The sequence below is a fragment of the Nocardia spongicola genome (assembly GCF_047200775.1).
In the GTDB taxonomy this organism is placed as follows: domain Bacteria; phylum Actinomycetota; class Actinomycetes; order Mycobacteriales; family Mycobacteriaceae; genus Nocardia.
This window is the reverse complement of record NZ_JBJZOO010000026.1, coordinates 1-23,008: the sequence shown is the minus strand read 5'-3', so window position 1 is coordinate 23,008 and position 23,008 is coordinate 1. Positions and strand designations below refer to the sequence as shown.

At 61.0% G+C, this 23,008-nt stretch carries 19 protein-coding genes; 12 read left to right on the top strand and 7 right to left on the bottom strand.

What is annotated here, in order from left to right:
- Window position 1 precedes the first annotated feature (1 nt).
- From ACL02S_RS23360 to ACL02S_RS23305, 12 genes are all read left to right on the top strand, one after another.
- Window positions 2-304, top strand: a complete 303-nt coding sequence (locus ACL02S_RS23360; protein ID WP_412804642.1) for a hypothetical protein — start codon at window positions 2-4, stop codon at window positions 302-304.
- A gap of 53 nt (window positions 305-357) precedes the next feature.
- The gene (locus ACL02S_RS23355) at window positions 358-573 is read left to right on the top strand and encodes a hypothetical protein (protein WP_412804641.1); all 216 of its coding nucleotides are present in this window, start codon (window positions 358-360) and stop codon (window positions 571-573) included.
- 17 nt (window positions 574-590) lie between these two features.
- Window positions 591-1,217, top strand: a complete 627-nt coding sequence (locus ACL02S_RS23350) for a DUF8175 domain-containg protein (protein ID WP_412804640.1) — start codon at window positions 591-593, stop codon at window positions 1,215-1,217.
- Window positions 1,218-1,219: 2 nt separating this feature from the next.
- The gene (locus ACL02S_RS23345; protein WP_412804639.1) at window positions 1,220-2,032 is read left to right on the top strand and encodes a DUF8175 domain-containg protein; all 813 of its coding nucleotides are present in this window, start codon (window positions 1,220-1,222) and stop codon (window positions 2,030-2,032) included.
- Window positions 2,011-3,606 carry a DUF2339 domain-containing protein gene (locus ACL02S_RS23340; RefSeq protein ID WP_412804638.1) on the top strand — a complete coding sequence of 532 codons (1,596 nt, stop codon included), beginning with the start codon at window positions 2,011-2,013 and terminating at the stop codon, window positions 3,604-3,606. Before ACL02S_RS23345 ends, ACL02S_RS23340 begins: the two co-directional genes overlap by 22 nt.
- Entirely contained in the window at window positions 3,603-5,090 is a 1,488-nt protein-coding gene (locus tag ACL02S_RS23335; protein WP_412804637.1) for an SCO6880 family protein, read from the top strand. The genes ACL02S_RS23340 and ACL02S_RS23335 overlap by 4 nt, the downstream gene beginning before the upstream one ends.
- Window positions 5,091-5,093: 3 nt before the next feature.
- Window positions 5,094-6,770: a putative type IV secretion/conjugal transfer ATPase gene (locus ACL02S_RS23330; RefSeq protein ID WP_412804636.1), complete on the top strand. Its 1,677-nt coding sequence runs from the start codon at window positions 5,094-5,096 to the stop codon at window positions 6,768-6,770.
- Window positions 6,771-6,788: 18 nt separating this feature from the next.
- Window positions 6,789-8,558, top strand: a complete 1,770-nt coding sequence (locus ACL02S_RS23325) for an acyl-CoA dehydrogenase (protein ID WP_412804635.1) — start codon at window positions 6,789-6,791, stop codon at window positions 8,556-8,558.
- Between the two features lie 360 nt (window positions 8,559-8,918).
- On the top strand, window positions 8,919-10,463 hold the full coding sequence (locus ACL02S_RS23320; RefSeq protein ID WP_412804634.1) for a peptidoglycan DD-metalloendopeptidase family protein: 1,545 nt from the start codon (window positions 8,919-8,921) through the stop codon (window positions 10,461-10,463).
- Window positions 10,460-11,011: a hypothetical protein gene (locus ACL02S_RS23315; protein ID WP_412804633.1), complete on the top strand. Its 552-nt coding sequence runs from the start codon at window positions 10,460-10,462 to the stop codon at window positions 11,009-11,011. The genes ACL02S_RS23320 and ACL02S_RS23315 overlap by 4 nt, the downstream gene beginning before the upstream one ends.
- A complete protein-coding gene (locus tag ACL02S_RS23310) occupies window positions 11,008-12,843 on the top strand; it encodes a type IV secretory system conjugative DNA transfer family protein (protein ID WP_412804632.1) in 1,836 nt (611 codons plus the stop codon). Before ACL02S_RS23315 ends, ACL02S_RS23310 begins: the two co-directional genes overlap by 4 nt.
- The gene (locus tag ACL02S_RS23305; RefSeq protein WP_412804631.1) at window positions 12,840-13,625 is read left to right on the top strand and encodes a DUF4913 domain-containing protein; all 786 of its coding nucleotides are present in this window, start codon (window positions 12,840-12,842) and stop codon (window positions 13,623-13,625) included. The genes ACL02S_RS23310 and ACL02S_RS23305 overlap by 4 nt, the downstream gene beginning before the upstream one ends.
- Window positions 13,626-13,694: 69 nt before the next feature.
- Here the strand turns inward: ACL02S_RS23305 and ACL02S_RS23300 are convergent, their stop codons facing one another.
- From ACL02S_RS23300 to ACL02S_RS23270, 7 genes are all read right to left on the bottom strand, one after another.
- Window positions 13,695-14,132: a hypothetical protein gene (locus ACL02S_RS23300; RefSeq protein ID WP_412804630.1), complete on the bottom strand. Its 438-nt coding sequence runs from the start codon at window positions 14,130-14,132 to the stop codon at window positions 13,695-13,697.
- Between the two features lie 1,957 nt (window positions 14,133-16,089).
- Window positions 16,090-17,223 carry a nuclease-related domain-containing protein gene (locus ACL02S_RS23295; protein WP_412804629.1) on the bottom strand — a complete coding sequence of 378 codons (1,134 nt, stop codon included), beginning with the start codon at window positions 17,221-17,223 and terminating at the stop codon, window positions 16,090-16,092.
- A gap of 809 nt (window positions 17,224-18,032) precedes the next feature.
- On the bottom strand, window positions 18,033-18,527 hold the full coding sequence (locus ACL02S_RS23290) for a hypothetical protein (RefSeq protein WP_412804628.1): 495 nt from the start codon (window positions 18,525-18,527) through the stop codon (window positions 18,033-18,035).
- A gap of 573 nt (window positions 18,528-19,100) precedes the next feature.
- Complete coding sequence (locus tag ACL02S_RS23285) at window positions 19,101-19,328, bottom strand: transposase (RefSeq protein WP_412804627.1); 228 nt, start codon at window positions 19,326-19,328, stop codon at window positions 19,101-19,103.
- Window positions 19,329-19,391: 63 nt separating this feature from the next.
- Window positions 19,392-20,015, bottom strand: a complete 624-nt coding sequence (locus ACL02S_RS23280; RefSeq protein WP_412804626.1) for an HD domain-containing protein — start codon at window positions 20,013-20,015, stop codon at window positions 19,392-19,394.
- A gap of 621 nt (window positions 20,016-20,636) precedes the next feature.
- Entirely contained in the window at window positions 20,637-21,644 is a 1,008-nt protein-coding gene (locus tag ACL02S_RS23275; protein ID WP_412804625.1) for a hypothetical protein, read from the bottom strand.
- Window positions 21,641-22,609: a hypothetical protein gene (locus ACL02S_RS23270; protein ID WP_412804624.1), complete on the bottom strand. Its 969-nt coding sequence runs from the start codon at window positions 22,607-22,609 to the stop codon at window positions 21,641-21,643. Before ACL02S_RS23270 ends, ACL02S_RS23275 begins: the two co-directional genes overlap by 4 nt.
- Between the last annotated feature and the right edge of the window lie 399 nt (window positions 22,610-23,008).

The window sequence follows — 23,008 nt, the reverse complement described above, 5'->3', positions numbered from 1 at the left end:
TATGTCACCCATAGCCGCGACCTACTATTCCGTGCAGACAAGCGTCCTCGCCCAGAGGATCGAGACCACTGTCGGCACACCGCCGGGTTCCGAGAAATATCTGCAGATTCTGTCGTGGGTGATCTGGGCTGCTGTGATCGCCGCGATCGGTGGCTTCATTGTCGCGGCCGCAATGCTGGCCTACCAGCGGTGGTCTGGTGGTGGTGGTGACGCTCAGGGCAAGCTTGTCGGCGCGATGATCGGCGCAGCCTTGATCAGCACCGCGGGACTCATCATCAACACCATCGTGTTCGGTTCAGCCTGATGCATCTTCTGTGGGCGCAGCCACCACCTGAGCGACAGCCATTGCCTGAGCAAGTGGTGGCACCGCTGAACACCCTGTTCGGTTGGTTCATCTGGTTTGCGACTTTCCTGGCCGTCGCCAGCTTCGTGGCGACGGTGTCGATGCTGATCTGGCAGCGACGCTCGGCGTCTTCGAGCCAGCTGCTCGAGGAATCCTCGCTGATCCGCATCTGTATCGCCTCAGCGATCTTCAGTGTCGCAATGCCGATCGCCCACGAACTGATGCGGTGAGCATGCAGGGAGGAATCATGCTGAACAGCCGAATGGCCTGGTCCGTCTGCATGGCGGTCATCGTGACGGTTGTAGTCGCCGGTTGTGGCGCCGGGAGTGATTCGGGCTCGCCTGAACAGACAGCTGCGCCGCCGAACACGACTGCCGCGCCGGCGCAGCTGGTGTGGGATACCTTCCGTGGTGTCCGCTTGCCTCGCTCACCGATCGACGGTCCTCGCAACAGCGGGGACGCGGTCCCTACAGGGTATTCACGCACCCCGCAAGGAGCGGTGCTCGCCGCGGTCCGCGGCCAAGCGATGCTGGCACTGGCAGGTGACGGTGAATGGGGGCGGGTCCTGTCTGTCGTCACCGCACCGGGGCCAGGTCGCGACGAGTTCGCCGCTAACCGCATGGTCTTGTCGATCCGTGGTCCGGTTCCCGCTGATATGGCGCCGAAATTTGTTGCTTTCAAGGTCATTGGGTTCAGCAACACCACCGCCGCTGTCCACGTTGTGACCGAATCCGGTACCCCTACCCACCGCTACGCCTACCCCGTCGCCCTGGCCTGGATCGATGATTGGCGCATTGTGCTGCCCACTACCGCCGAAGCGGTCGATGCGATCGAGTTGCCCACTCTCGACGGCTACACCCGGTTGGAGGGGTGACGGTGACGAGGACACGTATCGTGCTGGTGGCGGCGCTCATAGTGTTGTGCGTTGCCGTGGTGGCCGTCGTCACTGGCCGAGACGGCGTCGCACACGAAGCGAGTAGTGAGCTTTCGGCCAGTCAGAGACCACTGCCCACCGTCCCTGACTCCGTTGACGGGTTCGACGATCCCACCACTGACCGAGTCGGCCGCAAGGTCATCATCCCCCGAAACCCTGCTGGACAACCGCAGCCCCAGCACGATCCTGGGCAACGCATGGAATGTGATGGGGAAGCGGTTGATTCACCACAGGGGATGCAGATCCAACGCAGTTTCGAGATGCCGATCCTGACCTCGACCACCGACGGTCCCTCCCGCGTCGACGGAACCAACCTATTGGGCTATCGCCGCTCTCCGCAGGGGGCGGCGATAGCGGGCTGGAACTTCGTTGCACGCCTCTACGCCGGCGGCGAAGCCTCCCGCCAGGCGATCGCGGCATTGACGATCCTGACCGACGACGAACGACGAGGACTGTCCCGTGCGCCTTCACCGTCACCACCCGATCCTGCCGGAGACCGGTTCCGTCACCTGTTCCTCGCACCGGAAGCGTTTCGGATCCTCACCTGTGACGCCGACCTGGTCGCTGTCGAATGGGCACTACACACCGAACAGAACTCGGCAACCACCGCTACAGCTGGTCGATGGGTCGGATTGCGGCTGAATCTGCTGTGGCGAGAAGGGGACTGGCGTGTGCAGCTGGCACGCGAATACGCCAACACTGGCTCCGGGCAACGGTATTCGTCATTGGAGGGATGGACGAAATGGTCCTGGTGAAACGCCTGCTGGTGATCATGATGGGTGCGCTGCTGGCCGGTGCTGTCGTCGCAGGTCCAGTGCTGGCGCAACCGACACCACCGGAACCGACACCCACTCGCCCTGACGTGCCCGTCCCCACCGAAAGTCCCACGCTCGACACCACCCCGAACTCTGATGACAGCGAATTCGAAAAAACCTACAACGATTGCAAGGACATTCTGGGTGATGCATTCAGCACCGGAATCGGCTGGTTGGACGACGCAATCACCGTCACAATCGGTGACTTGCCCACAATCAATTGCGGCATCGCTGCTGGCGTAACGACCATAGGGATCAACGGAATTCAGGGCGCGGCGACATTGTTCTGGGGCGACCCGATCGGCAAATTCACCCGCGCTGTCATGGATGGCAACAAGAAGGCATTCGTCACCATGATGACGTTCTGGATGTCGGTCCCGATACCGTTCTCCGGAGCACAAGCAATCGAAGGTGTACGCAACCTCACCTGGGAACTGCAGCTGTTTGCGTTGGCGTTCGGTGTCGGCGCCGGTGCTCTGCGGATCGCTATGGCTCGACGCCACGCTGTGGCCGAAGGCGCGGAAGAGACCGCGCGCATGCTGATGAGGACGTTGTTCGCGCTTTGGACCCTACCGGTAACCGTCATGGTCCTTCACCAAGCCGGTGACGCCTTCTCGATCTGGGTACTACAGACCGCCGCAGATGGTGACGTCGACGCCAAGATCCAGGCGCTGGTGTGGATCGACGAGAAATCCATGCTGGGGCCGGTGGTCTCGCTTCTGCTGGCCGGTATCGGGGTGCTCGGCAGCATCGCCCAACTCGTTGCGCTGATCATTCGTGAAGCTGTCCTGTCGCTGGCTGTGGCACTCTCCCCGATCGCTGCCGCGGCCAGCGCCACCGGCACCGGCCGCCAGAGCTGGAGTTCGATGATCTCTTACACGATCGCGGCACTACTGTTCAAACCCGTCGCCAGCTTGCTCTATGCGTTCGCTTTCTGGGCCGCTACCAGCAATACCGCCACCGATGCCGTCATCGGGGCGGTGCTGCTTGCGGTAGCGGGGCTGGCACTGCCCGCAATTCTGCGGGTCATCGCCCCAGCGGTGTCGACGATTTCCGCCGGCGGATCACAGGTTGCGGCCATGGCGGCTGGCGGTGGTGCCGCCGCAGGTGCTGCAGGGATGGCCGCCCGCGCAGCCGGAGCGAAAATGCAACCCAACAGCGGTGGCGCAGGATCCGGTGGAGCATCTGTCGGCTCACCGCAGGCGTCCGGCGCCACAGGCGGTTACGGTGGCCGATACTCCGGTGGCGGTGGCGGTGGCGGTGGCGGTGGCGGTGGCGGTGGCGGTGGCGGTGGCGCAGGATCCGGTGGAGGTGGCTCCACGATCCGCCCGACTGCCAGCCCCAGCGGATCGGCAGGCATGAGCAAAGGCGCGGCTGCGGCCAAACTGGGTGGCGCCGCGCTGGCGGTCGCCGGGACAGTCGCGGTCGGAACCGCCCGCGCCGCATCACGCGGTGCCTCCACGATGGCGGGATTCGCTGAAGGATCGATCCACAACGGGCAGGTGCCGCGATGAGCACCCACTCCGGATTCGACCGGCCCCTGTACTCCTCAGGAACATTCCCGCAGCGCACCGGCTTTTTCGGTCTTTCGTTGCGAGCATCCATGTTCGGTGGCGCGGCGATGGTCGCCACGCTGCTGACCATGATGCTCGCCGGTCTGATCCCAGCCCTGTTACTGGGCGGGACAAGTGTGTTGATCCTGGCGCCGATGGTGATCACCACCCGCCGCCACAGCCTGTACGAGGTGATCCAGTTGAGACTTCAATGGTGGCGGCGCCGACTCTCCGGCAGCACGGTCTACCGCAGCGGCCCACATTCACACATTCCCGGCGGCCGCTACCGCCTGCCGGGGCTGCTCGCCGAAACGACGTTGCATACAGGGACAGACCGGTTGGGCAACGAGTTCGCCATGATTCATCGGCGTCGCCGAGATGAATACACGACCGTGATCGAGTGCTGGCCCGGTGGAGATGAGGCACTGACCCAGATCCAGCGCGACATGATGACCGCTGACTGGGGGGCATACCTGGCCAATCTGGGTCTCCCCGGCGATATCGCTGCCGCCGTCGCTGTGGTCGAAACCTTCCCGGCGACAGGGCTGCGACTGCAGAGAGAAGTATCGCAGATGATCAAGCACTCCAACTCCGACATCGCCTCTCAAGTGATGGAAGAGTCGGCGCGGCACTTCCCGGCAGGCCGCCAGCAGCAACATGCCCGTCTGGCTATCACATTTCGGGCGACAACCAAGGCGCGACGCATCGACCCCGAGGAGATGGCCGCCGAACTCGCCCGCCGACTCCCTGCGTTGTACGAGGACTTACTCGGCGCCGGGGTCGACGCACTACCGATGTCGGCTGGACAGGTCGTAGAAATGGTGCACCGCAGCTACAACCCCTCCGCGGTAGCCGATTTCGAAGCCCTCGACGTACTCGATGAACCACACGGCATGGACTGGGAAGACGCCGGACCGGCCGCGGCCGCCGCGAAGTGGGACTACTACCGCCATAACGGTGTCGTGTCGGTGGTGTGGGAGATGGCGAACCCTCCCGAATCGGTATTCACCGACGAAGTGCTCAGACCCTTGCTGACACCACACGATTCGCTGCCACGCAAACGTCTGACCCTGATCTACCGGCCGTTCGGCGCCGGTGATGCCACCCGTCAGGTCGACCGAGAATACAAAGACGCGCTCACCGCCAATCAGCAAGGCGGGGGAGTCAAGAGCGCCGCCAGCGAACTACGGCTACAAGCCACCCATCAGCAACGCAACGAACAAGTCCGCGGCGCAGGTTTGGTGCGGTACTCGATGCTGCTGACCGTCACCACCACCGGCGACCATGCCACCGCCGCAGCAATCACCGAATCGCTTTCCGCGCGAGCGCGACTAGGACTACTGCGCGCCTACGGACAACAAGACACCGCCTTCGCCGCCGGACTCGGCATCGGAGTACTGATGCCCGATCACTCGACGATGTCACAGATCGCATCGAACGCCTGAACCATGGCCACAACATTCACCGACACTCAGCTCGCCCAGCTCGCCGACGACATCACTGAAGGCATCGCCAGCGAACCGGCATTGCTGTCGAAAAAGGGCCGTGCTCTAGCTGAATGGCGCCGCAATCACGAAGATGCATCATCCACCAAACCGGCCTCGGAGCCAGGTTGGCGACGTGCTCTCAAACGCAGCCCACACGGATACCGTGGTCCAGGCGGTGGGGCGATGGACACCGTGAAACCACCATTGGAGTGGCAAGCCACCACCGCGCATGTGTGTGGACTGAACCCGTGGATGATCGGCGCAGCGGCCCCGATGATCGGCACCCCGGTCGGTGCGCACCTGACCACCGGAGAACCCGCCACCTGCGATGTGCTGGCCTGGTTCGCCGCCGGACTGATCAGCAACCCAAGCGCGTTCGTCCTCAGTTTGCCCGGCCTGGGCAAATCCACCCTGATCCGCAAGATGATCCTCGGCTCGGTCGCTCAAGGCCAGAGCCCGATCATCGCTGGAGATATGAAAGGCGAATATGTTGAGCTGATCACCCGCATCGGCGGTCAAGTCATCACCCTCGGCCACGGTAAGGGGCATCTGAACCCGCTCGCCGCTGGATCGCTCGGGTCGACGATCCCCTTGCTGGAAATGCACCAAGACCAGTTGACCTCCGCAGGTAAGGGTGGGCTCATCAACGAAACCCGTGAGTTGGTCCACTCACGGCAGGTACTCATGACAGCCACCTTGATCGAGCTCATCCGTCAGGCACCAGTCGCCGACTATGAACACGCACTGCTGTCAGCGGCGCTGCGCGAGCTTCGCGAAAGCGGCGAATTCGACTTCGTGAACCCACCCCTGGTGCGGGACCTGACAGGCCAGATCGGTAAAGGCTCACCTCGACTACAGCAGGTCGCGGCCGCGGAATCGCTCGAGGAGTACCTGGAAACAACCAAACCACTGCGACGGTCGATGGCGGCACTGCTGGATGGGCCACTGGGCGAAATTTTCGCCGACCACACCAGCGAACCACTGAACTTGGAGGCGCCCGGCATCTGCATCGATGTCTCCGCGCTCACTCGCGGAGACAAGACACTCAAAGCGGCGGTCATGTTGTCATGTTGGAGCGATGCCTACGGTTCGATGGAAGCGGCGCATCTACTCGCCGAGGCCGGGCTAGCACCGCAACGCTACTTTCTGGCCGTCCTGGACGAACTATGGCAGGTCCTCGGGGCAGGCGCTGGGATGGTGCAGCGCATCGACGAACTGACCAGGCTGAACCGTTCCGACGGCACAGGGCTGCTGCAGATCACCCATACAGGGCGTGACCTGGAAACACTGCCGACCGAAGCCGATACCAAGACTGCGCTCGGGTTCATCGAACGAGCGGGGATGGTCATCTGCGGTGGGCTACCAGCCGGTGAACTGGTGCGCCTCGAGGATGTGTTGCAGTACAGCGCTGCCGAACAGGCGATGATCACCGCGTGGTCGCGTGGTGCGCCACTGCGCCGCCGTCACCGCGGAGCCCGACAAAAACCCGCGGGAATCGGCAAATTCATGATCAAGATCAGTAAGGACTCGGCTGCCGGGATCCCGGTCCAAACATTGCTCACCCCAACTGAAATGCAGTTGCGGCTACACGACACCAACGCCCGATTCGCCGACCTCATCGAGCGGCAAACCCAATGAGCAGAAGTGTAGGTTCACATGATTGATATCGCTGCTCGGGATACACCGATCCAGCATCAGACCAACTCCACCAACACAGCGCTTCAGGAAGCACTGTGCGGCAACAAACACGCTCTGCACATGTGGGTACGCGCAGCGATGGTCACACTCGGTGACCAGTCAGGCTTCGGATCCACGCTGCTGCAGATCATCGATGATCTCGGTGGCTCCTCCTGCCGCATCGCTGCTGATACTGCCTTGCTCGGCGCGGTGTTCGATTGGGCTGCAATCGCCGAACCCCGAGTGCTGCCCCTGCTATCCGAACACTTCCAGCTCATCGCCAGCGGTGTCGAGGACATGGGTGCCGGCACCTTCTACCAACGACAATGCCTGACCGAGCTCGACTGCGGCGATGCCATCGGCGCATTACTGCACACTGAACTGAAACTGGATGGCACTAGCAGCCCCGGTATCCGGACTCTCGCGATCCGCCGGTCCGACGGCACATTCCTACTGCAGACCCCGGCCGGAGGAGCAGGAAAACTTGCCTCGACCGCGGCGGATTCCACTATCCCGAAAACGGTGATCGTGACCGCGCGCCTACGCGTAGGAAACGCAGATGAAGGCGTCTTCCCATTTCTGGTGCGGTTGCGCACGAGCGCAGGACTCGCTCCTGGAGTTGGCGTTACCGCGCTACCAGAAAAGGCGATAGGCAAGGAGGTGATCGTATTCGATGATGTCGTTGTCCCTGGCGACGGCATCATCTGCGGGCCCGACGTTCGCTTTGTCGGTGGCCGTCTGGTGTGCCATATGTCGCTCGGAGAAAGGCACTACCGCGCTACCAGCCTACTGCACCCCGGGGACAGCGCTCTCGCGGGTGCAGCTGTCGCCAGCGCCCGCGCCGGGATAGCGATCACTTGGAACTATGTGCAGCAGCGTCGCGAAATCCCCATCAGTGAATACGACGACACCATGCGCGATCTGGTCTCCGCTGTCGCGCAACTCTATGCAATGACCATGCTGGCCCGCGATGTCCAAGACCGCTTCGGCAGCGTTCTGGACATCACTCGCTCGGTACGCACGATGCTGGCCAAACCGTTCATCGTGAATACCGCATCAACCGTCCTATCGGTTTGCCGCCAGCACTGTGCCACCCACAGCGCGCTACACGACGATCACCTCAGCGACTGGGCGAAAACCGTTGAAAGCATCCTCGCCGAGGGCGAGGAACAGATACTCCAAATCGCCAGCGGAAAAATGGCCCACCATGTCACCGCAGATCCTGTACCCGGCCACGGGGACGTCATCGCATTCCAAGTCGCCGCACCACCCACTGAAAACCCTTGGTGGCGGCAGCTGCTCATCGAGCGAGAAACTACTATGGCCATCTCCATTCGCTCCAGTACAACCGGAACCGACCTCGACGGCGCCGATACCGCAGCGACCGAGTTGTCCACAGCGACCGCCGAACGACTGGCGGCTGATTCGCTACTGTCGGCGGCCGAACACAGCCCGAATTCACAGGCAGCCGAACTACTCAAAACCCTCGCCGACGCCTACGGACTGGAACGAGTGTGCAACAGTTCACTCTGGTTCACCACTCACGGCCTGCTGAACGCCGATCTCGTCACCAAAGCGAACTCCGACCTCGCTGCGCACCGCCACGCCCTCGCTCCTTACCTATCACTGCTGGTGGATGCCTTCGACATCCCACCGTTGCCCGCACCGATCGTCTCCAGTGACTACGGAAAGGTGGTGCCGAGATACACAGAAGGGGATCGCCTGACAGAGGACCCACAGAGGACATAAAACAATGTCCAGAAAATGTAGAGATCCTATTGTCAAACGTGGCTGGGCACCAAGTACCTTTCAGAAAACCCGCGCCCAGCACCACTTGCGAACGCAGCGTCACGCAGCGATTCCCACTGATACCCAAGGCGTCGAAGAACTATCCGGTTACGCACATAAACCTCCGCAAGTCGACTTCGCCCTACAGATTCAGGCGCAGCTTCGATGAAGGGCGCTGTAACGGTTCTTGCAGCACTGATGTTGTGCACTGTGCTGTTTGTAACAGTCTTCGACGAAGGCATCGAAGGCTCTGGCACAAACACCTGCCCTGCACGACCCGGCGACCATGTCACGCAGGGAGTTCCGTCGGGGAAGCGGTCGATGCCGATGCGCATGCACGGTGAGGGCAAAGCCGTAATCACCTCAGGATTCCACGATCCAACCCGCGCCGCTGCTCACGAAGGCATCGACTTCGCCGGGCCCAAGGGTGCGCCGATCTTCGCGATCGCTGATGGGGTCGTCGCGCTGGCAGGTCCTGCGTCGGGTTTCGGCAACTGGATTGTGATCGACCACCCCCTACCCGACGGCAGCGTGTACTCCACCGTCTACGGGCACATGAGCTCCTATGACGACGGCGGCACCCTGGTCAAGGCCGGAGACACGGTCTACGCCGGCCAGCACATCGCCAACGAAGGCAACGAAGGTCAGAGCACTGGTCCGCATGTGCACGTCGAACTGTGGGATAACGGCGGTCGGCTCGGTGGAGGGCACGCCATCGACCCGACCGCCTGGCTCGCTGACGCCGTCGAACCAGGCACAACCGATACCGATGCTGCAGAACCTGACACCATCACATCGGCCACACTGGTTCCGTCAGTGCCGGATGTGGCTGTGGCCATGACATCGGGGCAGCAGGAGTTGTCTGCACCGTTACCAGTGGATGTAGGTTCCGAGGACAACCTGCAAATCGACGCTATCCGTCTCGCGCGCGCAGTACACGCACGGTTCCCGCAGATCAGCCGCATTGGTGGTTGGCGCCCCAACGACTCGGTCTCGCCTGATCATCCCAACGGGGTCGCTGTCGACATCATGATCCCCGACTTCGATTCCGATTCCGGCCGCCAACTCGGCGATACCATCCGCGACTTCCTGTGGACGCACCGCGATCAATTCCATCTCACCTACCTGATCTGGCGAGCAACCTACCTTCCTGTCGACGGTGATCCGCAGAACCTCACCCCCACCGGTGATCCGACCACCGACCACTACGACCATATCCATGCCAGCGTCGAGGGCCACGGATCGCCAGCATCCGACCAAACCTACGGCTCCGCACCTGATCCCAGTAACGCAGCATCAACCGGTAACAGCCCCTCGACCGGGACCAACCCGTGCACGATCTCCAACAGCATCGGCGACGGCGCTTCCATCGACACTCTGCCAGACGCGGTACCCGCGGAGTTTCGTCACTGGCTGGTGATATCGGCACGCCAATGCACCGATATCACCCCCGCACTACTGGCTGCGCAGGTCGAAGCCGAGTCCGGGTACCGGCCCCACGGCCCCAATGCGGCCCGCGCGTCGGGATACACCCAATTCATCCCCGAAACCTGGGCGCACTACGGAGCCCCGGTCGACGACAACGGCAACCCGATCGGAGCTGCCGGCACCGGCGACCCCAACAACATCGGCGACGCCGTCATGGCCCAAGGCCACTACATGTGCGATTTGGCCGCCGAACTACGCCCACTGCTCGCCTCCGGCGAGGTCTCCGGTGATCCGACCGCGCTGATGCTAGCCGCTTACAACGCCGGACCAGGCGCAGTGCGTCAGTACGGCGGTGTCCCGCCATATCCGGAAACCCTCAACTACGTCCCCAAAATCATGAACCGAGCCAAGGAACTGGAGGCCGCGATCAACCTATGAGCAAGCTCAAGATCTTCGCAGCAGTGTCCGCAGCGGCGCTGATCCTGCTCGGCACCATCATCGTGCACCAGCTCACCGGTGACCGGAACCATGTCGCAACAGACAGCCACACCGACATCAGTGACCCACTTGACCCGACCGCGGCCAGTCCGGAAACCGTTGCAGTCAATGCGATCACCATTATCCACACCTGGCGCCCAAGCCAAGATGACAGCGCGTGGCAAGCGCTGCACCGTGCTCACGCGCTCCTCACCGATCCGATCGTCCGCGCCGCCGCGACCGCCCCGGACCCGCCGCCACGTCCAATCCCTGAGTGGGACAGTTGGAGCCGCAGTCATGACCAGATCAACGCTGTGGTCATCGTGGCCAAAGCAGCCCTCCTCGAGGGTGATGACGCCACTGTGGTGGTGCGAATGACGCAACTCGTCATACATCCAGACGGCGCGACCACGCCATACCAAACCAGCCTGTTGCGCGTGCAGCTGCACCATGTCGATGGCAAAGGCTGGCTCGTCAGCCACTACCAACCCACCCAGGAAACACCATGACAGCCCGCACACAGAGACCAGCTCCCGCCCGTAACAGCTTGGTCCTCACCGCCGTCACCGCCACCGCGGGCGTGGTGATCGTGACCTTACTTCTCGCCTACCGAATCGGAGGTGGGGCGCAACCATCATGGAATCCTGCGATGCTCGCCGAAGTCGTCGTCGGACAGCGCGACTGGCCCCCTACAGCGACGGCCGCACTGATCGGGGAATTACTGCTGCTGGTTGGTGTCGCCACGATAGTCATCTACGCACTTGCCCACCACCGCAAAAGCCGCGGACAACGTCGACCAATCGACGCGGCCGCGAAAACCATGACCAATCCCGCCAGCCTCGACTTGTTCAAAGAGAAGTGGTTGCGCGCCGAAACCGAACGACTCGCCCCAGGCATACCCGCCGACCACCCAGCATTTCTGGGCATGCTGGTCGGGTTCACGATACGCGGCAATCTACCCGTGCGGCTGCCTTACGAGTGGGTTGTCGTCGCTATCGCCGGCACTCGCATGGGCAAGACCGCAGCTCTGGCCATTCCTTGCGTGGTGAACGCACCAGGACCCTGCGTAGCAACCTCGAACAAACCCGACATCTACACCGCGACCTGGACCTCTCGCAGCCAAGAAGGAGATGTGTGGCTGTTCGATCTGCAAGGGGTCACCACCGGGCGACCGGGTGAAGCACAATTCTGGTGGAACCCCCTACGACCGGTGCACGACCTCCCCGCAGCGAAAAAAGCCGCCAGCTACTGGGTAGGAGCATCGAAAGATGACGACGCCAAGTCACCTGATGCGTACTTCGACGGCAGCGCCCAGGACTTGCTGAGCGCATACATGCTTGCCGCCGCTCTCGCCGGCGGGGACATGTGGCATGCCGTCGAGTGGATGGCCAACGAACAATCCGACGTACCCGCCGCTGTGCTGCGTGCTCACGGCGAGACCGCGGTGGCGAGGATGCTGAGCACGAAGCAGAACGTCACCGAAAGACAGAGAGACGGCTTCTACGACATGGCACGCCGGTTTCTGGAGAGCCTGGACGCCAACCGCTACGCCAAGGCGATCCTGCCCAATCATCGCGTCACCATCAGCATCGCAACCGACGGCTCAGTCATCACCAACCCCGGCAAATACATCCACTCACTACCCGAATTCAACCCCGAAGCATTCGCCACCAGCAGCGATACTCTCTATGCCCTATCAAAAGAAGGACCGGACTCCGCTGCAGCACTGACCACCGCACTGGTCGGGCAGGTCCTCGACCAAGCCGAAGCGGCAGGCGCCCGCACCGGCACCGGGCGCCTGCCGGTACCGATGATGGCGGTACTCGACGAAGCCGCCAACGTATGCCGACTGCAATCCTTACCAGACCAATACTCACACTTCGGATCTCGCGGCATCATCCCGATCACGATCCTGCAATCCCCGGCCCAAGGGAAGAAAGTATGGGGCGAAACCGGATTCAAGATCATGTGCGACGCCGCGAGCGTGCTGTGGTACGGCGGCAACATCGACGACCGCGACTTCCTGACAACCTTGTCGGACCTGATCGATGACCACTGGGTCCGAAACGACCAAACCTCTTCCCCCACAGGAATCTTCGCCACTGGTCAAGCATCTCGCTCGAGTTCCTGGCAGTCCGAACGCATCCTGAAGCTATCCGATCTGGCTGCCATCACCAGCGACCGCGCGATCGTGCGAATCCCCGGCTCCAAACCACTGTTGGTTCGCAAGAATTACCCCAGACCAGCACCCAAACCAACCACCGCCACACCCGCGCAACCCCATCCACTCACTGCCTCAGCCACCTCGGTGGCACACACACAACGAGGACCACTGCGATGACCAACTCCACCGCGACGAACAACGACACAGCCGTCCCACCAGAAAAGCGCTACCCCGTCGTATGGCTCTGGGTCGAGGACTGGTTCGTCCCCCACATCCGCCGCCGCGTCAACGCCGCGCGAGGAAAGGGGTTGTCCTGGGATCCTAGATGGTGGCAGTACCCTGAGGTCGTAGCACGAATGTTCGCCCTACACGAATCATGGGAAGAGGCGAACGCGTCGAAATCAGCGACTGCGATGTCAACCTGGTACGTGTCACATCTGGAGCCGCACCTGCGAGTGTTCTTCGACGGCGAGACCGGACCGATGTCATTGGCCTCAGCCGACCCTGACTTCACCGGACACGCTCCATTAGCAACACAACCAGCCCCCGACGACATCCGAAACCAACATCAGTCATCGCCAGCACTCGCCGAACTGCATCCACTGTTTGCGAACGTGTGGGACTGGATGGACGGATGGTTCATCAAGGTCGTGCGTCGGCGAATCCTTCCCACAGCAGGAAAGGGTCTGTCCTGGGATTCGAAATGGTGGCAGTACCCCGAAATTGTTGAACGTTTCGCCGCTTTGCACGCTGCGTGGGAACACGCCCGTGTCGCCCAATCGCCTTCGGCAATGTCGACCTGGTGGGTTTCCCATCTCGATGCCCACCTCCGGGTCATCTTCGACAACGACACCGGCCCGATGTCCCAAGCTGGCGCAGACGGATTTTCGGGGCATCCGTGCCTACAGGTCACACCACTTCCCGAAGTAGTCAAACGACAACTCGCACCCGCCACCTAACGACCGCGATCAGCCGAGCGGTGACCATGCGGCCGCATGACCACCGCGGTTACGGTGGGAGGACACACCCTAGTCTCCTTTTGGGGTATCTTTTTCCGTTCCCAGGCCATGGACGGCCTCTTTGGCCTCATTTTTCAAGCGTGCGATTTTTTCGTTCAGTTCGACTAAAGTCGGATCCTCCAGGAGGATGCGTTCTTTCTGTTCCTTTTTTCTTTTTAGATGAGTGATGTCGAGCTGATTTTTTATATTCTGCAGTAACTTGTCTCGGAATATTCTGTACTCTTCGTCAGTTCCTGCGAATGCGTATACTGCGTTCTGAAGTGCCCAATTCAGTGTCGCTATGTCGGGTATGACGTTCTGTGTGTACGCTCGCATCAATGTCGTGAAAGTGTTCGTGATTGCACCGTACGAGGGAACCCCGTCGTCCTTGAGCTTGGCTGTGAAAGCGTCGTGGTCTTCCGGTTTGGGGTAGAAATTGATCTGAGGTTTGGTTGGCTTGCTAGCCACGGCCTTCATCCTTCCATTCGGGGAAGTAGCTACAAAGGCAGCGCGCACGGTCAGCCTCCATGGTGTTGACCAAGTGAGCTACACGGGGTACTAGCATTCAGTAATACTAGCAATCCAGCAGGCTACCTTGTCTCCCTGCCTCTACCTTCTCCTGCACCTGTTGGCTTCGATCAGCAGTCGGGCTGAAATGGATAGCATGCGGCAGGCCGCCGGGGCGCTTCAGATGCTGAAGGAGGTGGCATCGGCGGCGCAGGCAACGGTGGTACAACCTGGCTCTGAGGCACAGCGGGGAGCTGATCCTGGGGCGAGGTATCAAGGCTCGCGCGAGTTGCTGTCACTGCGGCAGCGACTACAACGCCAGCGACTACCGCCGCCAGCATCGCATACGCCCGGGCAGGACTCCCGTTAGAGGCCAGGCTACTGTCGGCGATTGATGTGGAAGGAATTGTCGCCACAGCGCGGGACTGGATGATCGCGGGCAGCTTTGCGTCACTACTCGGGACCGGATCTATGTCGATGCTCGCTTCTGTGGGCGCGATCAGCCGAGGCGCAAATACCCGCACCTGCGTATCGGCAGCTGGCACTGGAGCACTCACCGAGGGTGCCTGAAACACCTCGTCGGTAGTAGCAGCAGCAAACGGGTAGTGAGTCATCGACCTGCAGTTTCTTTTGGTCATTCGAACAGGGCTGCGAGCACGCCCATAGGCGCAACATCCTATCTTGAATGCATTCTAACACGTAGGAATTCCAGAATGCTTCTGATGTGTGATGGGCTGCGCTGTGGCCGATTACATGCGTGTCGAACTGATCGTGCACGCGACAGGCCTGGCGGCATTCGTGCGTGGTGCTCGCCGCATCTGGTCAGCGATTCTGGCGACTGCATTGTCGATGAACATGTTCTGTGCTGCAGTGAGCGCGCCGGCAGTGGGATCCCATTCCCGGTCGGGGATGCCGAGGTCGGAGAGTTCAGCGCTGCTGCAGTAGTGGCGAGCGAGGTTTGCCATCACGCAGACCTCGGGAACGGCCTCACGGCGAGCCCGGTGGTAGGTGGTGAATGCATAAAAGACAGCATTGTTATGGACGTCGGTCGATCATCAGCCGGTAATAGGCGACAGCGGCCGCGTGCAGCGCGGTCTTCGACCCGAGACAGGTCGGGTCGGGCGAATCATGCTGAGCAATAGCGAAAGTCATGATGTCCTCCTGGGGATGGATGATGGATGCAGCGGAATAAGACGGGATGCCGGTTCGGCATCCGCGCAACGGCTGGATACCTCAGTGGGGGGCGGTGCTGTCGATGCATGTCTGCTTCGCGCGAACGTGCGGTGATCGTTCATTCCTCGATGGCAGAGGTAGCACCGGAGCCAGCAGGGGTCTCGGATGGTCTTCGGGCCACTTCTCTGACCATCGGCATGCCCTGTTACTGCATAGTGCGTTGGTGATGACACCGTCGCGACAGACTTCGTCGAATGGTGCTCCACAGCGACACAGCACGTCGGTGGCCAATCGGGTCTCGGTGCTCCGTTCGTGAGCGTCACGAACGGAAGGGGTGATGAATTCCGTTCGTTTGATGCTGTCGTCGGATGCGGCACCAACAGGCTGGGGTTGCCCTGGCGTGTCCCTATCTCTTGCTGAGGTCTTGCTGTTCATACATGCTCCGTCGGTACGCAAGCTACTCTAATTCTAAAATTCTAGCATTCTGCAAAGCATGCTGTTGGGGATAGTTTGCTCTGCTTCTTCGTGCTGACTCCGACCGCTGAACCGCGGATATCACATCGAGTGGGCTGTGGCTGATGTGAGTCTGGCGTTCCCACTCGCGGACGAGTGAAGGACTCTGGCGGCGAATGGTCGCCATCCTGATCTGTCTGCGGCCAAGTACCTTACGCGATCATGAGTTCGCTACGGGTGAGGCTCGGAGCGGGCTTCTTGCCCTGGCTGCAGAACGGATAGCCAGGAGAAATCAGCAGCCGGGTTGGAATGGTGAACAGGACGAGGGTGGTACTGGCGCTACCTCCGGCACCGGGCTGATCGGTGGTTGGGTTGCAGGTGTGTCTGCCGTGGGCGCGGGGGGAGTTTCGATCGTTGGTTGCGTGGTCTCCGAATCACTGCCCGGATGCGGACGCAGTTCATCGTTGCGCCACTGAGCGAATAGCCAGAGCCCTCCAGACATGACTACGATCATGGCGATGGCGCCGAGTCTTTGAGCGCCGTGTCGCCGCTGTTGCGGGCGAGTGTGTATGGGTGCGGCTATCGGAATCGGAATCAGCGTGTAACCGGTGAAAGGCGGTGGGGTAGTGATGGGTTCGTCAATGTGTGAGGGGGCTGCTGCCCAGGTAGCACCCGGTACGGGTAGTGATGGCCTGGTTGCCCATACGGAAGTCGGCTCGGCGTCCAGCGCAGCAGCTGCGGCAATGTTTCCGTCGGCGAAACCTTCGGCGATCAGGTCGGAGATGGTGATGTCGTCGCCGAAGTTCAGTGCAGTCACCAATATGTGAGCCTGCTGCGCAGTCCAGGTTTTAGGGCTACGAGCCCTGCGGTGGAACCACTTTTGCAGCACAGTCGCGTCGCCTGCGAGAACCTCGATCCCCCTTGGCAGGGTTTCAGTGTCTACCTCCACGGTATGGCTCGGCCACGCGAACACCAGGACCAGCCCGAAGACGAATGTCTGAATGCCCTGTGCGGCGGCTAGGTTCTTGAGATTGAACGTTCCATCCATAACTTGATCGAGCGGGTTCGCATCACCTGCGCGCACGTGGACAGGGCTACCGGAGATCCCCGGCATTTTCCAGGGGCCGTTGGGCGGGCACCGGATAGTGCCGCTGACCTGTCCGAGGATGCCTTTGACTTCGATGACTCCGCAACCGTGAGGGGTGATCACCACTATGTCACCCTCGGTGGCGGCATGGGGGTTGTCGTGGTCGGGGAGATAGCAGCCGGAGATGGCGACACCATCGATCGTGTTCCAGTTCCTCAACCAGGTGACTGCGGTCTGTTCAGTCTGCGGCATCCTTCTGCGATCACCGTTGACGACCAGCATCATGCCCCTCCCTTTTCCTGTGATGATGGGCTGGATAGCTTGTCGATCAATGCGCACAGTGTCAGATCAGCGGGTGTTGAACTGTTGAGACGATAGGCATGCTTACCGTCTCGGTTTTGGAGGCAGAGGCTGGTTGGCATGGGCGACTCCTCGCATGTCGTGCGGGCAAAGCTCAAAGAGAGCGGGCTGCCCCGATACCGTGTATGTGCAGTTAGGCATAGGCTGCGAACGGCGTAGAGGGGATTACTCTCAAATCTAGCATTATGGAATTATTGTTTTCAATGTCGGGTTCAGTCGCGCATCGGCTTCCGCGGGGTGTAGCCCCTTTCGTGGCTCGCCCCGGGTTGGAACATATTCAAAGCTCTGAGACGAGTCAGCCTGTGTTCTTGGCGAATCGGCGACAGAGGAGGATCTGCGCTTGCCGGCGCGGGTAAACGCGGGGTTGGCGCAGAAGTGGTCGCCGCGGTAGAAGATCAGCCGCCGGCTGCTGGTGGACTTCCCGGCGGCGACATTATGTGGGTGCCGGATGAGCAGCTATACGAAGCCCTGTGTGCGGGTGCGGCATCGGATCGCCGATGTGATGAGGTCGGGAATCGGTCGGCGATCATCATCCTGGCCGAGTGCGGTGACCGGTATGTGCTCCTGGGCAGGCTGTCGTATCCTCAATGCTCGTACTGAGGTCCGGGGCACGGACCAGTTGTCGCTGGTGATGAATGGCCTGCCTGCGCTGTTGAAGTAGTCGCCGACCTGGGGGCATAGCCGGGAGATGGCGGTTCACGCCTGGGTTGGCGCCGGTATACCGGTGTTCTTCTTGCGACTCGCATTCACTGTGGCAGCGAGTATCGAACGAGAAGAGCGCAGGTCGATCAGGCCATGTTCTCGCTGAGATCGTGCAGAATGCCGCCTAGTAGCCGCGCCTCCACTGGAGTGAGCCGAAAGTATTGTCCGGTGACCCCGCACTGGGCTATGTGCAGTAAGTAATCGCGAGGATCATTGGTGGGAAATGTATCGGTAAAGACGATTAGTGGTGCATCCGGAGTCTCGCTCAGCGTGATCAGGGCGTCCTGTCCATAGTGCAGCTGGGGGAGTCGCAGCAGATCGGCAAGCTGGCGAGCCTCCTCGGCGTCGACACCGAATCCATACCGATCGTTACGGACCACATCGATGGTGGTTAGGCGTGTTCCATCGCCGTACACCTGACATGACCGCTCCACGGTGATATCGAACCGCTCGCATGACAGCTCTACTTCTAACGCGAGATCGCGGTGACGGTGTGGGTGGTCGTCTGGATCGATCGATGGAATGCAAGTAACACACCATGAAATCCCGCACTCACCAGTGCGAACTGCCGAAATATTCATAGTCGGCTCCTCGTTCGTTATAGGGTCGTGATGTTGGCAGGTTCTGGTGAACCGGAGCGTGAGGGAACTCAGCCCTATGTGGACTACGCATGTGCATGAGGCTCCGGCGGTGAAGGAAGGTTGCCGTCAGCTTTCCACTCTTCGCGTAGGTTGCCAACGAGGTGACATTGGAGGTGAGTGCTATACAGGCAAAAGTGCCATCTCTACTGCGATTAAGGTACTGGAACACAAGAACCCCACACTTTCAACCATCCTCAGTTCTATCCCGGATACTGTGAGGCATGACCGCAGCTGCCGGTTTGCTATCCGAACGGCAGATGACGTGATCATGCTATCGCAGGCCTGGGGCCACTAGAAGTGGCATTCTAGGCGCATCAGGCCAAGTGTGCGAGCAAATGCACGTGCATATGACTGTGCATCATCCTGTGTTGGTGTTGGAGCCGCATCGCTCTGACTCGCTTCGCCTTGCTGAGCTGGTGTGAGGGCTACATCACCGACGCTGACGCCGACAGTGTCACCGGGCGGAGTACCCGGCGTCTGGCCGCAGCACACCTGCGTGACCTGGATGATGGGCTACGGAACCGTAGGCCTTGTCTGCTCGCACCAGCTGCGGGCGTATCTGAGGCCGACCAGGTTCCGGACATGGCGCCGAGATCGAGTCGAGTACCCGCGGCAACAGCGTTCGGGCATGTCCCGCCATGGTGCCCCAACTCGAGGCCGCCACCGGATCCCGTCGATGAGCCGCCATTTGCTCCATTCCGGTGGGCGGCCCTCCCTTTCAGGTATGGAGCCGACTGCCACTCAAACCACGAACCCTACGACACAGGTTCATGCGCACCCATGAAGAGCGAAGCATCAACGACACTATTCATTGAACGGGGCGGCATTGATCATCAGCTCCAGTCCGGCTGCGTGTGTCACCGCCAAGCGGCCGCCGGGCACGGCGGCGGTCTCCGCTCGTACTGCCGCAATCACCACTTGTTTGAACTGGAGTCTCGGGTGTGACTCTATGACAGAACCCATCCAATCCGGGTCGATGTCCTGGCAGCGTGCGCCAACCAGGTCAGCGCCAGCACCAGCAGCCAGAAACCCGGCGATATCTGACAAATCCGACTCCACACCGAGAGTGATGTGTCCGGCGATCCCGTCACGAACCAGCACCACCCGCTGCGGTGGCTCACCCAGCGAGGTCATGAATTGCTCGGCGTGCTCCGCGCCACGGACGGCGAAGCAGCGGCCTTGCGCTGGATGCTCGAGTTCTATGTCGTGAAGCATTGCTGCGGTCCACGACAGCTCCTCATCGACCTGTACACCATCCAGTGTGGCGAGGGCTTGGCCGAAGAAGTACGTGCGATAGGAGTGCTCCAACATGGATGTGCTCAATCGCGCCCGAGCTTCCTGTTCGGCTTCACGAGCCAATCGGGTGTCGGGAACGATCATTTCGACGTCACTTAATTGTGCCGCTGGATGAGTGCCGTTGGGGATCATCCTTAACCCTGTGTCGAGTAGTGTCGCACCTACAGCGAGCATCAATTGCAGCCATTGTCGTCTGGATATGTTGCCACCTGTGCTGAAAGCCCAATCCCATCCGAATCCCGCTGGTGCGCCCACTGTTACTCCCTTGTATCACTGAGCAGCGCTATGCCCGATACGGGCTGACGCTTTCTGGTTCATCTGGTGCACCCAGGAGCGGATGCAACCAAAGGCGGCGAGTGCCTGCCACAAGGCCCGAAGCTAGAGCTGAAATCTTCTGGGAAGTAGTGAGTTTCACACGAAGCGGGGGTGCACTTCCTGTGGGTAGCACAAGGACAAGTTCGGCAGCATGATGTAGAGGCTTGTGAACCAGTGACTCGAACATGTCCGTACACGGACATGCGGGTGCGGTACGACTCATGACCGTGATCTGAATGCGGCGGTCGATATCCTCGCGGTCGGGCCGGCCCAGCCGAGAGGTTAAACGCCTGCCAAGGGGCTGTCAGCCTCCCCGCTAGGTGGGGAGGCTGACAGCCCCGGTGAAACAGGAATCCACCGAGAGCGCCCCGTGGGACGCTAGGAGGAATCCTTGGTCCCTCAGGCTGAGGAGGACGTCAAATATGTAAGAGTGTGTGCTCAATCGCGCTGGTATGCCTTGACTGCGGCGACGGCGAGTTCACGGGTTTTGGTGCAGCCGTGCCCGGTGACCCGTAGTACTTCGACGCGGTTCTCTGGTTCCCCGTCCCAGCTTCGGGTCGGGAAAGGCTCCTCGACCCCGACGTAGGCGTGGATGATGCAGTAGTCACCGCGGCCGCTTTCCTCGATGGAGTGCACACCTGTCAACAGCAACTTCCGCGCGTGCGATGGGACGTAGGTGGCTTGGGACTCGGCCACGTTGAATACTTGGATTCCGAATCGGTTGCTGTCGTCTCTAGTGTGGTGATCAAGCCATGCATCGCACTCATAGGGAACGAGGGAAGACAGGTAGAATCGCTGTCCGGGTGGGAACGCGGCATCCAGTGCAGCGCAGGGATCTTTCGTGGCACCTCGGGTTTTCGGGATCCGGGTCGAGTCCGCCCGTTGCGGGTTGTCATCCAGCAGTGGGGCTGACGCTGTCACGAGGGTGTGCAGTGCTGTGCACGGGTCGACACCCTGGACGGCGTTGGCCATGTAGTGAAATGCGCGGCGGTTGTTGTATTGCAGCGCGATGAAACACATGCCGGTCGAGCGCAGCGTCGACGCTGCGCGATCACCGATCCGAGAGACGTTGCCACTGGGGCCCATCGTCACAGACAGCGACACCTCGACAGATGTGATGCCCGCAGACATGGTGGCTCGATCGAATCGGACCACGCACTCATCCAGCCTCTGCCCGACACCGAAATACAGCGGCGTACCGAGCGCGTTCACGGCTTCCTCGTCGAGCATCCCACATGGGTCGAGCTGGCGGGCACTGTCAGTCTCAGCGAGGTCTGCTACCGAGGCCCCGCCGCTTTCGAGATTGTCTCGATAGCGCATCCCGAGCGCGACCTGCTCTACGTCGATATCCTTCTCAGCTGGTGTGGTACAGCCCGACATAGCGAGCACCACCAGCGCCAGGCACATCAGTCCAGTAGTAACCGGTAACCGGTGACGGCGACTCATTTGTTTGCTCCGAACAACTCCATTGCTATCGGTGCCAGGTCATCGGTGACCCGGCACTGTGCGCGCAGCGCCACCATCGGCTGTGATCGGGCAGCGCTCTTGGTGGATTCCGTGGCGGGAGTACCGGGCCGATATCCATCGACCACTGCTCCGGCGGGGAATCGGATCGCGCACTGGGGCTCGCCGACTGCGGTGTTGCGGTCGATGAGGACGGGTTTGCCGGCGATCTGGGCGGATTCAAAGCTTCCGAAAGTCGCCATCGCCCGATCTGCGTCGTGCAGCCTGAAGCCGACACTGACCAGATCGTTACCGAATATTTCGCTACCTGATTTCAGGAAGAACTTGCAGTCGTACGGTTGGGTTTCCGCGTCGAATTTGTCGACGGTGTATTTCGAGGGCAGATGCTGCATCAGTTCACACGGGCTACGCTGGGGCAGCGGCACATCGACCAAGGCTTCTCGCCTCGGAATCCGGTTCTCCCGGAACATGGTCACCATGTTCGTGACGGTGTTCTCGACCAGCTCGCACCCCAGGGCGGCCGGGGTTATCAGCGCTGCACGAACCGATGCGTAGGACAGGGTCGGGACCTCGATGATGTCCGGGTTCTGTGAGGATTCGGCGGCTGATACGGGGAACCGTAGTGGCACCTTGTAGGCGCAGTCACCGTCGCTGCTGCGGACACCGTCGATGGTGACTGTTTCACCCGCGATCTGCTTGCTGGGGTCGTCATCGTTGGGTGGGTAGCTGTCCATATCGACAATCACATGCGAGAGGTAATAGCGTCGGCCTTCGTCTGCCTGTAGGAACCCCACCTCGCAGCTGCCGATACTACTCATACTGGGCCCGAGCGTGGAGATCTGCCCGTAGGTGGAGATCCTGGCCTGGTCGAAGAAGCCGCACGGATCGACCGATCGGACTTGCTCGGCGACGTCGAGTTTCTGTCGATCCCCAGCAGGCACCACCACCCCGAAAGTCTCCGAGGCCCCTGCAGAACTCGGGTCAACTGCCTGCGGGACTTCTGGTACATCCGGAGAACATCCGGCTATGGCCAACACTAACAGTGCAGTAGTGCAACGCCATACGATCCTCATCCCGCCTCTTCCTCGACCCGAGCCACAACACGACCGGGGGTTCGCAACTCAATAACTGGACTTGAGAGCTCACAAGGTATGGGCACTAACGGCATCTACAGGAAGTAAGTCACACCGGCGGTGGGTATACAGACGATCACACATAGTGAGTTCGACAAAATAACGGCCGTCACTATGACGGACATCACTACCACTTCACTCAAGTGGTGACTGTCCCAGTCACTCCGAGCACGTTCCGAAGACGAAGTAGGGGGACGCGATGATGCGCCCGAT

Coding starts and splice junctions, on each gene's coding strand:
- ACL02S_RS23360 (WP_412804642.1), top strand. CDS start 2: ATGTCACCCATAGCCGCGACCTACTATTCCGTGCAGACAAGCGTCCTC.
- ACL02S_RS23335 (WP_412804637.1), top strand. CDS start 3,603: ATGAGCACCCACTCCGGATTCGACCGGCCCCTGTACTCCTCAGGAACA.
- ACL02S_RS23305 (WP_412804631.1), top strand. CDS start 12,840: ATGACCAACTCCACCGCGACGAACAACGACACAGCCGTCCCACCAGAA.
- ACL02S_RS23325 (WP_412804635.1), top strand. CDS start 6,789: ATGATTGATATCGCTGCTCGGGATACACCGATCCAGCATCAGACCAAC.
- ACL02S_RS23280 (WP_412804626.1), bottom strand. CDS start 20,015: ATGATCCCCAACGGCACTCATCCAGCGGCACAATTAAGTGACGTCGAA.
- ACL02S_RS23350 (WP_412804640.1), top strand. CDS start 591: ATGCTGAACAGCCGAATGGCCTGGTCCGTCTGCATGGCGGTCATCGTG.
- ACL02S_RS23290 (WP_412804628.1), bottom strand. CDS start 18,527: ATGAATATTTCGGCAGTTCGCACTGGTGAGTGCGGGATTTCATGGTGT.
- ACL02S_RS23320 (WP_412804634.1), top strand. CDS start 8,919: ATGCCGATGCGCATGCACGGTGAGGGCAAAGCCGTAATCACCTCAGGA.
- ACL02S_RS23310 (WP_412804632.1), top strand. CDS start 11,008: ATGACAGCCCGCACACAGAGACCAGCTCCCGCCCGTAACAGCTTGGTC.
- ACL02S_RS23330 (WP_412804636.1), top strand. CDS start 5,094: ATGGCCACAACATTCACCGACACTCAGCTCGCCCAGCTCGCCGACGAC.
- ACL02S_RS23315 (WP_412804633.1), top strand. CDS start 10,460: ATGAGCAAGCTCAAGATCTTCGCAGCAGTGTCCGCAGCGGCGCTGATC.
- ACL02S_RS23340 (WP_412804638.1), top strand. CDS start 2,011: ATGGACGAAATGGTCCTGGTGAAACGCCTGCTGGTGATCATGATGGGT.
- ACL02S_RS23275 (WP_412804625.1), bottom strand. CDS start 21,644: ATGAGTCGCCGTCACCGGTTACCGGTTACTACTGGACTGATGTGCCTG.